The sequence below is a fragment of the Pauljensenia sp. UMB1177 genome, from assembly GCF_030217965.1.
GTDB lineage: Bacteria > Actinomycetota > Actinomycetes > Actinomycetales > Actinomycetaceae > Pauljensenia > Pauljensenia turicensis_A.
The window spans coordinates 92,549-105,214 of record NZ_JASOOV010000001.1 but is presented as its reverse complement, the minus strand read 5'-3'; the positions used below and the strand labels follow the sequence as shown (position 1 = coordinate 105,214).

At 65.0% G+C, this 12,666-nt stretch carries 13 protein-coding genes, 1 tRNA gene and 1 pseudogene; 5 read left to right on the top strand and 10 right to left on the bottom strand.

What is annotated here, in order from left to right; all coding sequences use genetic code 11:
- Positions 1-386: 386 nt before the first annotated feature.
- The 4 genes and pseudogenes from QP442_RS00435 to QP442_RS00420 form a co-directional block, all read left to right on the top strand.
- Positions 387-947, top strand: a complete 561-nt coding sequence (locus tag QP442_RS00435; protein ID WP_103632079.1) for an RNA polymerase sigma factor — start codon at positions 387-389, stop codon at positions 945-947.
- Between the two features lie 168 nt (positions 948-1,115).
- Positions 1,116-1,256: a hypothetical protein gene (locus QP442_RS00430; protein WP_285067896.1), complete on the top strand. Its 141-nt coding sequence runs from the start codon at positions 1,116-1,118 to the stop codon at positions 1,254-1,256.
- The gene (locus QP442_RS00425; protein WP_219810889.1) at positions 1,253-1,645 is read left to right on the top strand and encodes a hypothetical protein; all 393 of its coding nucleotides are present in this window, start codon (positions 1,253-1,255) and stop codon (positions 1,643-1,645) included. Before QP442_RS00430 ends, QP442_RS00425 begins: the two co-directional genes overlap by 4 nt.
- A pseudogene (locus QP442_RS00420) lies at positions 1,635-2,186 on the top strand (DUF2800 domain-containing protein); the annotation flags it as partial. The gene QP442_RS00425 and the pseudogene QP442_RS00420, both read left to right, overlap by 11 nt.
- 444 nt (positions 2,187-2,630) lie before the next feature.
- Here QP442_RS00420 and QP442_RS00415 read toward each other — a convergent pair.
- Together QP442_RS00415 and QP442_RS00410 are read right to left on the bottom strand one after the other, a co-directional pair.
- Positions 2,631-3,116: an ABC transporter permease gene (locus QP442_RS00415; RefSeq protein ID WP_103632078.1), complete on the bottom strand. Its 486-nt coding sequence runs from the start codon at positions 3,114-3,116 to the stop codon at positions 2,631-2,633.
- A gap of 207 nt (positions 3,117-3,323) precedes the next feature.
- Positions 3,324-3,488, bottom strand: coding sequence for an IS3 family transposase (locus tag QP442_RS00410; RefSeq protein WP_285067989.1), 165 nt, complete (start codon positions 3,486-3,488; stop codon positions 3,324-3,326).
- Positions 3,489-3,651: 163 nt separating this feature from the next.
- Between QP442_RS00410 and QP442_RS00405 the strand changes: the two genes are divergently transcribed.
- Positions 3,652-3,725: transfer RNA gene (locus QP442_RS00405), tRNA-Ile, on the top strand.
- A gap of 408 nt (positions 3,726-4,133) precedes the next feature.
- Here the strand turns inward: QP442_RS00405 and nhaC are convergent.
- The 8 genes from nhaC to QP442_RS00365 all read right to left on the bottom strand — a co-directional run bounded on the left by nhaC (position 4,134) and on the right by QP442_RS00365 (position 12,515).
- On the bottom strand, positions 4,134-5,597 hold the full coding sequence (gene nhaC, locus QP442_RS00400; RefSeq protein WP_103632077.1) for a Na+/H+ antiporter NhaC: 1,464 nt from the start codon (positions 5,595-5,597) through the stop codon (positions 4,134-4,136).
- Between the two features lie 23 nt (positions 5,598-5,620).
- Positions 5,621-6,808, bottom strand: coding sequence for a MalY/PatB family protein (locus QP442_RS00395; protein ID WP_103632076.1), 1,188 nt, complete (start codon positions 6,806-6,808; stop codon positions 5,621-5,623).
- On the bottom strand, positions 6,808-7,476 hold the full coding sequence (locus tag QP442_RS00390; RefSeq protein ID WP_103632075.1) for a helix-turn-helix transcriptional regulator: 669 nt from the start codon (positions 7,474-7,476) through the stop codon (positions 6,808-6,810). Before QP442_RS00390 ends, QP442_RS00395 begins: the two co-directional genes overlap by 1 nt.
- Before the next feature lie 36 nt (positions 7,477-7,512).
- Complete coding sequence (locus QP442_RS00385) at positions 7,513-7,668, bottom strand: hypothetical protein (RefSeq protein WP_285067902.1); 156 nt, start codon at positions 7,666-7,668, stop codon at positions 7,513-7,515.
- A 256-nt stretch (positions 7,669-7,924) separates the two neighbouring features.
- Positions 7,925-9,295 (bottom strand): GntP family transporter, encoded by a 1,371-nt coding sequence (locus tag QP442_RS00380; protein ID WP_103632073.1) that lies wholly within the window; start codon positions 9,293-9,295, stop codon positions 7,925-7,927.
- 7 nt (positions 9,296-9,302) lie between these two features.
- On the bottom strand, positions 9,303-10,184 hold the full coding sequence (locus tag QP442_RS00375; protein ID WP_103632072.1) for an NAD(P)-dependent oxidoreductase: 882 nt from the start codon (positions 10,182-10,184) through the stop codon (positions 9,303-9,305).
- Positions 10,185-10,251: 67 nt separating this feature from the next.
- Complete coding sequence (locus tag QP442_RS00370; RefSeq protein WP_285069503.1) at positions 10,252-11,691, bottom strand: four-carbon acid sugar kinase family protein; 1,440 nt, start codon at positions 11,689-11,691, stop codon at positions 10,252-10,254.
- A 128-nt stretch (positions 11,692-11,819) separates the two neighbouring features.
- The gene (locus QP442_RS00365; protein ID WP_103631546.1) at positions 11,820-12,515 is read right to left on the bottom strand and encodes a FadR/GntR family transcriptional regulator; all 696 of its coding nucleotides are present in this window, start codon (positions 12,513-12,515) and stop codon (positions 11,820-11,822) included.
- Positions 12,516-12,666 lie beyond the last annotated feature (151 nt).

Sequence of the window (12,666 nt, the reverse complement as noted above, 5' to 3'; positions counted from 1 at the left end):
CTCCCTTGATGGTCTCCCTCGATCTCCCTGCGTGAGCAACCCCGAAAAATAGTCTGTTTCTCGACGGCTGACTCACTCGGCAACGAGTGGTAGACATTACGGATTATATGCCTACTGCTCGGCGTTCGGGGAGTAAAACTCCGCGAACGCAAAAGCGAGCGTGTTGGTTGTCCGGAGTAGCGGGCGGTGGCCACCGTCAACTGCTCCGTACGCCCTGGCGTAGCTAATCAGGGCTGTCTACGAATCAACCGGAGACATGTTCGAGTAGCTACGGCGGGTACCTGCAATAGGTGCTCGCCGTAGTGATTTCGAACGACTTCTCCAGATCCGTGCACAACTGAACACCGCTCGAACGGGTCTCCCTTCCTCAAGGAAGGGCCAGACCTTTGGCACCCAAGAACACCCGCAAACTCGTTATCCGTTACGAACGAACCCAGAACATCAAGGAAGTGGCACCTTGTCGGTACGAGACCGTCGAGGTCTCTGAAGACGAGATCGCGGTCTTTGTCGAGACCGACTATCAGCGCCGCCGCACCGCCTCCACAGACCCTGCGAGCGTGGAGCGCCGAGATGCCCAGGAGATCCTCATTGAGGAGATCAACAAGCCGGAATACAACCAGGCGAAGAAGCACCTCCGTCATACCCGACACAAGACAGTGGATGGCACCGAGCAGCAGACCTCGGTGGTCGATGGTGCGTTGACGTCGACAGGCTACCTCGCCGACCAGGAGCAGTCCTCGGAGGCTGACAATCTGATCGGCGTGCTCGCTATTCGCCAGGCGCTCGATGCTTTGCCTGCCCGTGACTGCGCACTGTTGCTTGACGTCGCGGTGGTCGGGTTGACGCAGAAAGAGGCCGCCGCGCGGTATGGGATCGCTCAGTCGCGGGTATCGGCCATTGTTGCGCGTTCGAAGAAGACGCTCAAAGAGCTTCTGGAGGAGGGGTGATATTCGGGCGGGGTTCGAAGCCCTCTAGGTGCCAGACGATACCGACTCGGTGCTGGCTCCCAGAGAAAGGCACGAGAACATGAATCACACTGTCACAGCCCACGTCACTAAGGGCGACGGGCGTTCGCCGTTGTCGGGGTGCGGCGTCTGCGTTTGCCGCGCAGGTGGATGCGCCGCATCTTTGGTGGCACCGACCGCGTCGTGGTACTGCTGCCGGGTAAAAGCGTCGACGAACTCCACATTGTTGAACGCGACGACCTCACCGACCTCGCCGAAGCTGTCGGCGTCATAGATGGGGGTGCGAAGTGATCCCCGTTCATATTGCGAACCAGATCATCGATGGCATCAACCAACTCAACCGTGGTCTTGTTGAAGCCGCGAAGTGGGTCGAGGCACAGGCCTACGAGGGCTTCGAGGACGAGTATGCACTCGTCGGCGACCGCCCCTCCATCCCAGTAGAAGCAGCACCATCAACCGATGCAAAGCCGTCAGTCCAAGGCGAGGCGAACTCGGTTCCTGCCGTCTCGCCGGTGTCGCTTGTCGAGGTGCGCACTGCTTTGTCCACTCTGTCGCAGGCTGGTAAGACCGCCGAAGTTCGGCGTCTGATTCAGGCGGCTGGTGCGGCGAAGCTCTCCGAGGTTGATCCTGGCAAGTACGCGTGGTTGTTGGAGCAGGCGCGGGGGCTGGCTGATGCCTGACCAGCACGCTCTGCTCTCGGCGTCGGGTGCGCATCGGTGGCTGAACTGCACGCCGTCGGCGGTGCTCGAATCCGGTGAACCCGGCTCCACGTCGGATGCTGCCGAGCAGGGCACCGCCGCACACGCCCTGGCGGAGTGGAAGCTCCGCCGCGCCCTCCACCGAGCACCGGGCTTCAAACCCGAATCGACCTGGATCGATGACGAGATGGAAACCTTCACTGACGACTACGTCGCCTTCGTCCAGGAGTACGTCTCGTTGGCGCGGGAGGCCTGTGGTGATACGCAGGTGCTCATCGAGCAGCGCCTCGACTTCTCCCACGTGGTGCCGGGCGGGTTCGGTACCGGGGATTGCGTGATCATCGCCGAACCCACCTTGCAGATCATCGATCTCAAATACGGGCAAGGCGTCCTCGTCGAGGCCCTGAACAATCCGCAGTTGATGCTCTATGCGCTGGGCGCTCTGCACGCGTTCGGGTCAATGTATGACATCGCCGAAGTGGCGGTGACGATCTTCCCGCCCAGGCGTTCGAACGTCTCCACCCGGACGATCATCACCGCCGACCCGTCCGGCTGCGCAACCTTCGCTTCTCGGTCGAGTCTGGCATCTTGTTCATCATCCCCTCTGGGCGCAGGCTGGCGTATGTGAAGCCGCGTCTGGGTGAGAACCGTTGGGACGGCACGTCAATCACCTACAGTGGTGTCACCACGGGCAGGAAGTGGGGTCGGTTGGAGACCTACGGAGGGAAACTCGTCGAGAACATCGTGCAAGCCACAGCTCGAGATCTGCTTGTCCACGCGATGGGGCTCGTCGCCCGTGCGGGGCATCGGATTGTCATGCATGTCCACGATGAGATTGTCATCGACGAACCCATCGGCTCCAGCTTCACCGTGACCCAGGCTGCCAATTCATGTGCGTTTTACCTGGTTGGGCTGCCGGCCTGCCCCTCGCTGCTGACGGGTATGAATGCTCTTATTACCGGAAGGATTAGAGCAGGGATAGGAGCCAGCCATCTAGGACGGCGACGAGGGTGAACAGGAGGGTTCCCCGGGCGAACGATGCCAGATGTTTACGTGGATTACGGTAAAGCTCGGGGTTGTTCTTCGTGCCGGTGAAACGTACTCGCTTGGAATGTCTCCACCAGAGAAGGTCAATCACCAGCAAATCGAACAGATTCAGCGCCTGCCCTAAAAACAGAACATTCAGAAAGTTGCCGGTAAAGCCTGCTTGTTTTACCGGCAAGCCCGCCAGGAAAAGAACCACGCTGAACACCGGAAGACTGGAAAGGAAAGAGAGCGCTGGGGAGGTTTTCTTTCCAGCGTTATCTGTAATCTCAGGCCTGCCGTGTACTGCGTCTTGTGCTTCGCTTGGGTAGGAGGACAAGCTCTGAGCATTCTTTACGTCCGTGCCAGTACCTAGGAAGCACGTCAGCCAAAACACTAGGCATAACACTATGGCTTCGACGTACAACATTCCCGCTCCTCCTAGTGTTTTGTGCTACAGCACGCAGGCTAAAAACCAATCACGCTGCTTTCCCGTTATCAGGCAACCCGCCAATGAAATATGACGACTTCTCGTCCACCCATCCGGATTCGTCGGTACTCGGGGCGTATGTGCGAGGGCTCCAAAGCTCAGTGACCACAGACCTGAACTAGCCCCGAAAGTTGGACTGGTTTAATTCTAGGTGGTTAGGGTTTCAAGGGTCTGATTCCGATATTGCATTGGGGTCAGGCCCTTGAATCGTTTTTGAAGCCGGGTGTTGTTGTACCAGAAGATGTAATCATCTACGGCCCGGTAAAGCTCATCAACACTGACGTAAGGGAGCGTCCAGGGGCCAGCCGGAATCCGGCAGTGAACTGGTACGAGCGGAAGTGCGTGGCCTCGTGAATGAGAGAAACGCGGACTTCATCGCGAAACTCGTTCCCGGGCGAGGGATGCAAGTGAAAGCGCCGAGCCACGCGAGCGGGCGTGAACTGAAGGTGGCGTCTTGAGATGGTAGTCTTTGAAAGCCCCAATAGCTCAGTCGGTCAGAGCAACGGACTCATAATCCGTCGGTCGTCGGTTCAAGCCCGACTTGGGGCACTCCTCCAATAAGCTCACGCGCCTGACCCCGAAAGGGTCTGGCGCTTTGCTTTTTCAATGGCTTCAGCTGGAACAAGCACTTCGACAGGAACGTCCAAGAAGCCAGCTGTGCGCCACAGTGGAGTGGACCCTGCCCTTATCGGACCTACCAGCCTTACGCCCGCTGGCGACCCCTGTGTTCACAGGGCCTGACCAGGTGTCCTGACCAGGTGTAAGGATAGGTGACGGTCGCGGCGCCGTTGTGAACGGCCTCGAGGTAGTTCGTGCGGAACAGATCGACCGCCCTGCCATCAGCGTCGTTTCGACGCGAGAAGCCCAAACGCCGACGAGCGGGGCCCGAAACTGACGCTTCGGACCCCGCTCGATTTGCGCAACTCCTGTCTACGAGGAGTGGCGTGTGATGGAGGCTCAGGCCTCCTGGAGAGCTGCCTTCTCTTCCTCGCTCAGGCGCGCGATGCCGATGCCGGTCGCGCCCCACAGGAGGGCGAAGCCGATGGCGATCCAGTTGCACACCGCCCACGGCAGGTACGAGAGCGTCGCGACGCCGAGCGTGCCCGCCATGTAGGCGCCAGCAGACGTCCAGGGGAGGATCGGCTCCCACAGGGTCGCCGAGTCCTCGATCGTGCGCGAGAGGTTCTTCGGGTCGAGGCCGCGCTTCACGTACTCGCCGCGGAGCATCTCGCCCGGGATAAGGAGGGAGACCTGGCCGTTCGAGGTGATGCCGATCGTCGCGAGGCCCGTGACGATCGTCGCCGCGATGAGGCCGAAGGTCGAGCGCACCGGCTTGAGGAGCTTCGAGATGAGGACGTCGAGCGAACCGGAGACCGAGACGACGCCGGCGAAGGTGATCGCGCAGAAACAGATGAGCAGGACCGACATCATCGAGTTCATGCCGCCGCGGTTGAGGAGGCGCGTGACGTCCTCGATGACGGACGAGGCATCGAATCCGGCTTTCCCGACCATCTCGACGTCGAAGCCGTTGACGCCTGCGACGACCGTGTCCTTGAAGGAGATGCCCTGGAAGACCACGGCGTTGAACATCGCGACCGCGCTGGACACGAGGATCACGGGGATCGTCGGCTTCTTCCACATCGAACCGCCCAGGACGATGATCACCGGCAGCAGGAGCAGGAGGTTCCAGTTGAATGCCGAATCGAGGGTGCCGAGGATCGTGCCGACCTTCTCGGGGACCTGGCCGCCGGACAGGCCGAGGCCGAAGAGGAGATAGACGACGGCCGCCGTGAGGAAGGACGGAAGCGTCGTCCACAGGAGGTGGCGGATGTGCGTGAAGAGGTTGACGCCGGTCGCCATCGAGGCGATGTTCGTCGTGTCCGACAGGGGGGAGAGCTTGTCTCCGAAGTAGGCGCCCGACACGACTGCGCCGGCGACCATCGCGAGGTTCGCGTCCATGCCGACCGCGACGCCCATGAAGGCGACGCCGACCGTGCCAGCGGAGCCCCAGGAGGTGCCCGTGCACAGGGAGACGATCGCGGTGACGACGAGGGCGATCACGGCGAGGTACTGCGGGTCAATGATCTTCAGGCCGTAGTAGATGAGCATCGGGATCGTGCCGCCCGCCATCCACGTGCCGATGAGGAGGCCGACCGAGATGAGGATGAGGATCGCGGGCATCGTCTTCGCGATCTTCTCCGCGACCGAGTCCATGATCTCGTTCCATGAGTACCCGAGACGCCAGGCGACCAGGCCAGCGACGACAGCCGAGGCGATGAGGAGGGGCTCGACCGGGAGTTCAGCGAAGATGTAGCCACCTCCCAACAGGACGATCAGCGTGATGACCGGGACTGCAGCGAGGAGCAGGCTCGGAGTCCTGCGCTCGGCCTTCGCCGGGGCGGTGGGGGTTGTAGGAGACATCGTTGTCCTTTCGATGTGGATCGTCAGTTCCTCGTGAGCGCCCCGGCGAGCCGGGTGATCCCCTCGAGGAGTTCTTGACGGGGGAGTGCTGTGTTGATACGGAAGAATCGATCGTATGCGGGACCGAAATCGGGTCCCGGGCTGACCGTGACGGAGGCGGCGCGCTCGGCGCGCACGAGGTCGGCTTCGGAGCCGATGTACGCGGAGGCGTCGATCCACAGGAGATAGGTGCCGTCCGGGTCCGAAACCCTCGCCTCCGGCAGGAGGCGCGCGAGGAGGGACCTCGCGGCTTCGAGGTTGGCGTCGATCTCCTTCGCGAGGGCGTCGACCCACGCGTCGCCCTTCGTCCACGCGGCGATGGCCGCCGGGATGGCGAAGTAATTCGGGTTGTGCAGACCCATGCGCCTCTTCGCTGCCTCGAGCTCGGCGCCGAGGGGCCCGTGGACGCAGATCGCCGTCGCTTCGAGGCCCGCGATGTTGAAGGTCTTGCCGGGAGAGGCGCAGTGGACGATCCGTCCGCTCATCCACAGGTCCTTCGCGACGCGGGCGAGGGCCGAGTAGCGCTGCCCGCCGGGGCGCTCGAAGTCGCAGTGAATGTCGTCGGAGAGGACGAGGGCGCGGCATTCGCGCAGCAGCTCGGCGAGTCGGCGCTGCTCGTCGGCGCTCCAGATCCTGCCCGTCGGATTGTGGGGGTTCGTCCACAGCAGCAGGTCCGCGTCGGCGAGCGCCTCCTCGAGGGCCTCCCAGTCGATCGAGGCGGAGGCCGCGGTGTCGCGCATGGGCACGCGGACGAGATCGGTGCCCGCGCGTTCGCACACCTCGAGGAGGGGCGAGTAGGCCGGATCGAGCGTGACGACGCGGACCGGTCGATCGTCTCGCGGCAGGACGTGATCGACGAGGGCGGCGACGCACTGGACGACTCGGGGGAAGAAGTGGACGTCCTCGACCTCGCAGGACCATCCGTGGCGGCGGGTCATCCACGCGGTCGCGGCTTCGGCGAAGTCGTCGAAGACCTCGGTGTAGCCGTAGGCGCCGAGGGCGGCGGCGTCGGCGATCGCCTCTCGGACCTCGGGGCAGGAGACGAACTCCATGTCCGCGACGGACAGGGCGATCGCGTTCTCGCCGAGGTCCTTGGCGAGCAGATCCCATTTCGCCGAATGCGTGCCCCAGCGCGACAGGTGCCGGCTGAAGTCCTCGTCAGTAGTGGTCATCATTCCCCCTCGGTCTCGTTAAGGTAGTTGTAAATGGAGAATCGCGTGCAGTGGAGGGCTTCGGCGGCCATTTCCGCTGCATCCCGCAGGAGGAAGAAGCCCCTCGCTTTGAGGAGTCGGACGACCTCGACCTTGTGTTCTTTTCTCATCTCGTCGACGGGAACCCCCGACTCTGCAACGGCCCGTGAGAGGAGGAGCGTCGCGAGTTCGTCGACGTCTCTAACGAAGACTTCGGTCGTCGCCTGCTCCTCTTCGGCGGAAATTGGGAGCGAGAGGCCCGCGAGCGCGCCTGTGAGGGAATGAAGGATCTCCCAGCTGGAGATGTCGCGGTTGATGCACAGGGCGGCGACGGGCTGGTTGGTCGAGTCGCGGATGATGGCGGTTGTTGAGAGAAGCTCCTTACCGCTCGGAGACGTTGTCCGGTATCCGATGCTGGTGCGCAGATTTCCGGAGGCGACGGCGTCAAGGAGCTTGTCGGTCGCCGGATCGCCGATCGATCGACCGGTGACATCGCCGCCAATCGCGACGATTGAATTCGGGAGCCGAGTGAGATCGTGAACGATGACCTCGGCGGGTCCGACAAGTGTTGCTTTCATTGGTTCAACCAGCTGTTGAAGGGTGGAGATAATCTGATCGTGCTCGTTTAGCTTCGACGGTGAAGCAGTCATGCAGAACCTCCGGCTTTGACGCTTTAATCGTTTATCTTAGTGACTCAATAGGTTCGCGTCAACAAACTGTTGAAAAAATTGTGTCTGTGCTTCGTTGCCCGAATCGGTGATGTCCGGAGCGGCCTCCGGCTCGACGGCGACGGGGACGATGTCGCCGAGTCGGACGACTCTGACGGAGTACTCGACGGGCACCGCTGTGGGGGTCGTCTCGATGGCCTGGTCCTTCTCGGGCGCGGCCGCACCCTCGTGAGTCGTGTCGGTTACGATCCGCCTTGTTTCCCGGGACTCCCGGGCTCTCCCGGTCTCTGACGGGGATGGGTGGCAGTCGATCGCGCATGTCGAGGCGCGGAGCGCGCGCGGATAGTGTTCGAGCGACCGATCAGCCGTGGTCGCCTCCGATTGTACGGGGGCGACCACGGCTGACCGAGGGGGAGGGACGTCGAACGGATCACCCGACGAGGGCGAAGACTCCCCACGTGAGGAGGAAGCCCGTGAGGCCGAGGACCGTCGAGAGGAGCGTCCAGGTCTTGAGGCCGTCCTTGACGGACAGACCGAGGTACTTCGTGACGATCCAGAATCCGGAGTCATTGATGTGCGAGAGTCCCAGAGCGCCGAAGCCGATGGCGAGGGTGACGAGCATCGTCTGGAGGGGCGAGTAGCCCGCATCGGCGATCGGCTGGGCGAGGAGGCCCGCGGTGGTGAGGATCGCGACGGTCGCCGAGCCCTGCGAGGCGCGGAGCGCGGCGCTGATGAGGAATCCCGCGAGGATCAACGGCATGCGCATCGCGACGAGCGAGGTCGACAGAGCATCGCCGATGCCCGAGGCAACGAGGACCGAGGCGAAGACGCCGCCCGCGCCGGTGACGAAGACGATGACGGCGACGTCCGGGAGCGCTGAGTCGAGGACGGAGCCACGCTTCTCGAGGTTACACCCCTGGTGGTGCCCAACCGCGATGGACGCGACGATGACGGCGACGAGGAGGGCCACGAGGGAGGAGCCGATGAGGCCCATCCACTTCCGGGTGGGTCCGTCGGCGAGGAGCATGTTCGAGACGGTGCCACCCATGATCTGCACGATCGGCAGGAGGATGAGCAGGACGACGAGCCCGGCGGGGATCGCCTTCCTGCCGACGGCGAGCGCACCCTCGAAGCCCGCGGAGCCGACGGAGCCGATGTGGGCGGAGGCGGGGGAGTCACCGAGCTCGTACTTCTCGACGTCGATGAGCTTCGCCGCGAAGTGGCCGATGAACGCGGTCGCTGCGCAGATCGGCAGGCCGACGAGGATCATCATGCCGGTGTCCGCGCCGGTGATGCCGGCGGCCGCGACGGGGCCGGGGTGGGGAGGCATAGCGACGTGCACGGTGAGGAGGACCCCTGCGACCGGAAGCCCGATCCTCATCGGGTTGATGCCCGCGATGCGCGCGAAGCCGAAGACGATCGGCGCAAGGATGATGAAGGCCACGTCGAAGAAGACGGGGATGCCGAGGACGAAGGCGGCGGCGACGACCGCGCCGATCACGCGCTTCGCGCCGAGCTTCTTCGTGAAGGCGAGCGCGAGGGCGTCCGCGCCCCCGGCGGTCTCGATGATCCGGCCGAGCATAGCGCCTAGGCCGACGACGATCATCACGGAGCCGAGGGTGTTGCCCATGCCCTTCTGGAGTGTGCCGACGACCTCCTCCGGCGCGATGCCGGTGACGAGGGCGGTGCCGAGCGACACGAGGAGCATCGCCACGAAGGCGGACATCTTCAGCTGGATGACGAGCAGGAGGAGGACGAGGATCGCGCCCACGGCGATCCCGAGGAGGATTCCGGTGCTCATGTGAACCTCACCTGGCGGAGACGACGCGGATGACGGTGGAGTCGTCGTCCCCGCCGCGCCCCTGCGCATTGCCGAGGATGTAGAGCTGTTCGGCGGCGGCGGCCACGGGAACGGCGATGCCCGCGCGCTTCGCGGCGGAGGTGACGATGCCCATGTCCTTGACGAAGATATCGAGTCGCGAGCACACCTCGGGTTCGACGCCCTCCCACGCCTCGATCGCGCGGGGCCCGCGGTTGCCGAGCATGAAGGACTGGGCGGCGCCGGCCATGAGCGCGTCGAGGACCATCCTCTGATCGAGCCCGAGCTTCCCCGCGAGGGCGAGCGCCTCTCCGGCGGCGGCGATGTGGACGCCACACAGGAGCTGGTTGACGGTCTTCATCGACTGCCCCTTGCCTGGGGCGTCGCCGACGAGGACGAGAGTTCCCGCCATCTCGTCGAGGACGGGCCTCGCGACTTCCCAGACCTCGGGGGTCGCGCCGCAGGTGACGAGGAGGTCGCCCTCCCCGGCTCGGACGGGGCCACCGGAGACGGGTGCGTCGACGAGGCCGATGCCCGTTTCGGCGAGGCGATCGGCCTCGGCCTCGACGGCCTCGGCGCCGACGGTGGAGGTGAGGATGATCGCGGCTCCGGGTTCGAGGACCGGGACGACGCCGGAGGGCCCGTGGAGGACCTCCTCGAGCTGGGCGGCGTTGCGCACGGCGATGAGGACGAAGTCCGCGCCGGAGGCGGCCGTGGGGGCGGAGTCGGCGACGGCGACGCCGTGCTCGGCGGCGAGGGCGCGGCGCTCCTCGAAGGGGTCGAATCCGGTGACCTCGAAGGTCTTGGCGAGATGGGAGGCCATGGGCAGTCCCATCGCTCCGAGACCGAGGACGGCGATTCGCTTCGACATGGGTGTTCTCTCCTTGAAGTTGGGGGCCGCAGACCTCGTCGTCCGCGGCCGGACGGGGATGAAGGTGCTACTTCTCGAGCTTCTCGACGACATCCGCGAGGGATTCGTCGGTGCCGACGTTGCCCGCGAAGACGATGTAGGGGACGCCGGCGGCGATCCCGTCGACGGAGGACCAGAGGGAGACGATGCCGGGGAGCATCGGTCCGATGACTCGGGCGCGCCGGATCTCGAGGCCCTTCGAGGCGACGTCGGAGGAGGTGATCCCGCCCTTCGCGACGACGAATCGGGGAGTGACCCGCTCGACGACGCCGTGAACGACGGCGACGATCGCCGCGGAGATCGCGCGCGCCTGGGCGAGGGCGGTGTCCGCATCGAATCCGGAGAGCATCGCGCGCGAGGTGCGCAGGATGATCGTGTTCGTCTCGAGGGCGGCGGCGGCCTTCTCCACGAGCTCGCGGATGTGCTCCTCCGCGCGGTCGCCGGTGATGATCCGCGCAGAATCGAGGACGAGCACCTCGGCCTCGGACCTCGCGGTGAGCCGGTCGAGCTGGCGGGCGGTGACGCCGACGTGCGAGCCAACGACGACGAGGCCACCGGCGCTCGGGATCCTCCCGGAGCGCGACTGCGCGATCTCCTCGGAGGTGAGCGGCTCGTGGGCGATCTGCCCGATGCGCTCGCGGACGAAGGGCGGGCCGACGCGGTAGACGAAGCGCGAGCCGGCCTCCTCGGCGCGGATGAGGGCGAGGGCGAGGGCTCGCAGGTCCGAGGCCTCGACGACGTCGACCGCGATGGGCTGCGAATCCCGTGCGCTCCTCAGGATCTCGACCGTCCGATCGGGGTCGGTGCGCAGGGTCTCGATGTCGATGAGGAGGACCCGCCCGGCCGGGGTGCGGCCGCCTGTCTTTTCCTCCACCCAGTCCGCGATCGTCGAATGGGCGTACCCGAAGGTGTTGTCCTTCGCGAACTCGGACTCGGCGGCGGGGACGTAGCCCGCTTCGGCGGATCCGGCGTAGTGGATCCCGCGCAGGGTGATCCTCCCGGCCTCGGGGAAGGCGGGGACGAGGACGACCCCGTCGACTCCGCGTTCGCCGTTCTCCTCGAGGGCGGCGGCGATCGTGTCGGGCTCGAGGGGGAAGTGGCCGCGGAGCGTCGAGTCGGAGCGGGAGACGAAATCGACCTCGATGCCGAGGCGTTTCGCTGAGGCGAGGGCGGAGGCGACGACCTCGCGATTGACGCGCTCCGCGTCGGCGGGGGCGAGGGAGCGCGAGTTCGTCATCACGTAGACGGCGGGGGAGCCCGTCGCGAGGGCCCAGTCGAAGTCAGCCTCCTCCCATGCGGTGAGGACGGGCAGATCTGCGACGGACTGGGTGCCCGTCGGGTCGTCATCGAGGACGACGAGGACGGGGCGCCGGGCGGCGGAGGCGCGGGCGGCGTCGACGTCGGTGGGGGAGACGGGGGCTTGCGGGGGGAGCCCTGCGACGAGTTCGTCGCGACTGATGAGCGGCATGACACTCCTTCGGGATTCGGGCCCTCTCATCCGAGCACCATTGCTCAGACCTCTGAGGACTGGTGTCACTATACGCCACGCATCGGCGTGCGCGCAAGTAGTCCTCTGAGGACTTGCGGATTCCGTTCCTACTCGGCCGTGTTCGCGAGAAGATCGAGCCGCGTCTGCGTCATGTGCGAGCGCATCGCGTCCTTCGCCGCCTCCTCGTCCTTCGAACGGATCGCGTCGAGGATCGCCCGGTGGTGGTCTTGGGCCCGCCTGCGCACTTCGGGCTGCGAGGCCGTGACGAAGCGGGACTCGTGAAGCGCCTGGGTGAGGGGGGCGAGCACGACCGGCATGAAGGGATTCGCGCTCGCCAGGAGGATGCGCCTGTGGAAATCGAGGTCCGCATCGACGTTCGCCTCGATGTCCCCGGCCGCCGTGGCCTCGTCGATCCGCTCGAGCAGGGACTCGAGGGCCTCGAGGTCCTCCTCCGTGCGGTTGCGCGCGGCGAGACCTGCGGCCCCGACCTCGATCATCCGTCGCAGTTCGACGAGTCGGAGTCCGGCGTCGCGCGGCGAGGACTCGCGCATCGTCAGCGCAATGACCGTCGACAGATCGGTCCACCGGGTCCGCGGCGCGAGGAAGGTGCCGCGTCCCTGCTGCACCTCGAGGACCCCCCGATCCTTGAGGACCTTCACGGCCTCGCGGACGGTGAGGCGGGAGACGTCGAGCTCCTTCGCCAGGTCGACCTCGCCGGGCAGGGCGTCGCCCTCGCGGTACGCGCCCTCGACGATCCTGTCGATCACGGTGTCGACGACCTGTTCGACCAAGTCCTTGCGCATGTCCCCTCCTTCGCTCATTAGGATTCTCCCATAGATGAGGAGGGGCCTCTGAGCCTTCTGGGGCGAACGTCCGTCCCGCCCTCGCCGAGCGCCCGACGATTTGAGGTGTCAGGGCGAGCTGGCACTCTTACCCGCCTTAAAAGGTTGTAAG

Coding starts and splice junctions, on each gene's coding strand:
- QP442_RS00390 (WP_103632075.1), bottom strand. CDS start 7,476: ATGACTGCTTCACCGTCGAAGCTAAACGAGCACGATCAGATTATCTCC.
- QP442_RS00370 (WP_285069503.1), bottom strand. CDS start 11,691: ATGCCGCTCATCAGTCGCGACGAACTCGTCGCAGGGCTCCCCCCGCAA.
- QP442_RS00365 (WP_103631546.1), bottom strand. CDS start 12,515: ATGCGCAAGGACTTGGTCGAACAGGTCGTCGACACCGTGATCGACAGG.
- QP442_RS00380 (WP_103632073.1), bottom strand. CDS start 9,295: ATGAGCACCGGAATCCTCCTCGGGATCGCCGTGGGCGCGATCCTCGTC.
- QP442_RS00430 (WP_285067896.1), top strand. CDS start 1,116: ATGCGCCGCATCTTTGGTGGCACCGACCGCGTCGTGGTACTGCTGCCG.
- QP442_RS00375 (WP_103632072.1), bottom strand. CDS start 10,184: ATGTCGAAGCGAATCGCCGTCCTCGGTCTCGGAGCGATGGGACTGCCC.
- QP442_RS00415 (WP_103632078.1), bottom strand. CDS start 3,116: ATGTTGTACGTCGAAGCCATAGTGTTATGCCTAGTGTTTTGGCTGACG.
- nhaC (WP_103632077.1), bottom strand. CDS start 5,597: ATGTCTCCTACAACCCCCACCGCCCCGGCGAAGGCCGAGCGCAGGACT.
- QP442_RS00395 (WP_103632076.1), bottom strand. CDS start 6,808: ATGACCACTACTGACGAGGACTTCAGCCGGCACCTGTCGCGCTGGGGC.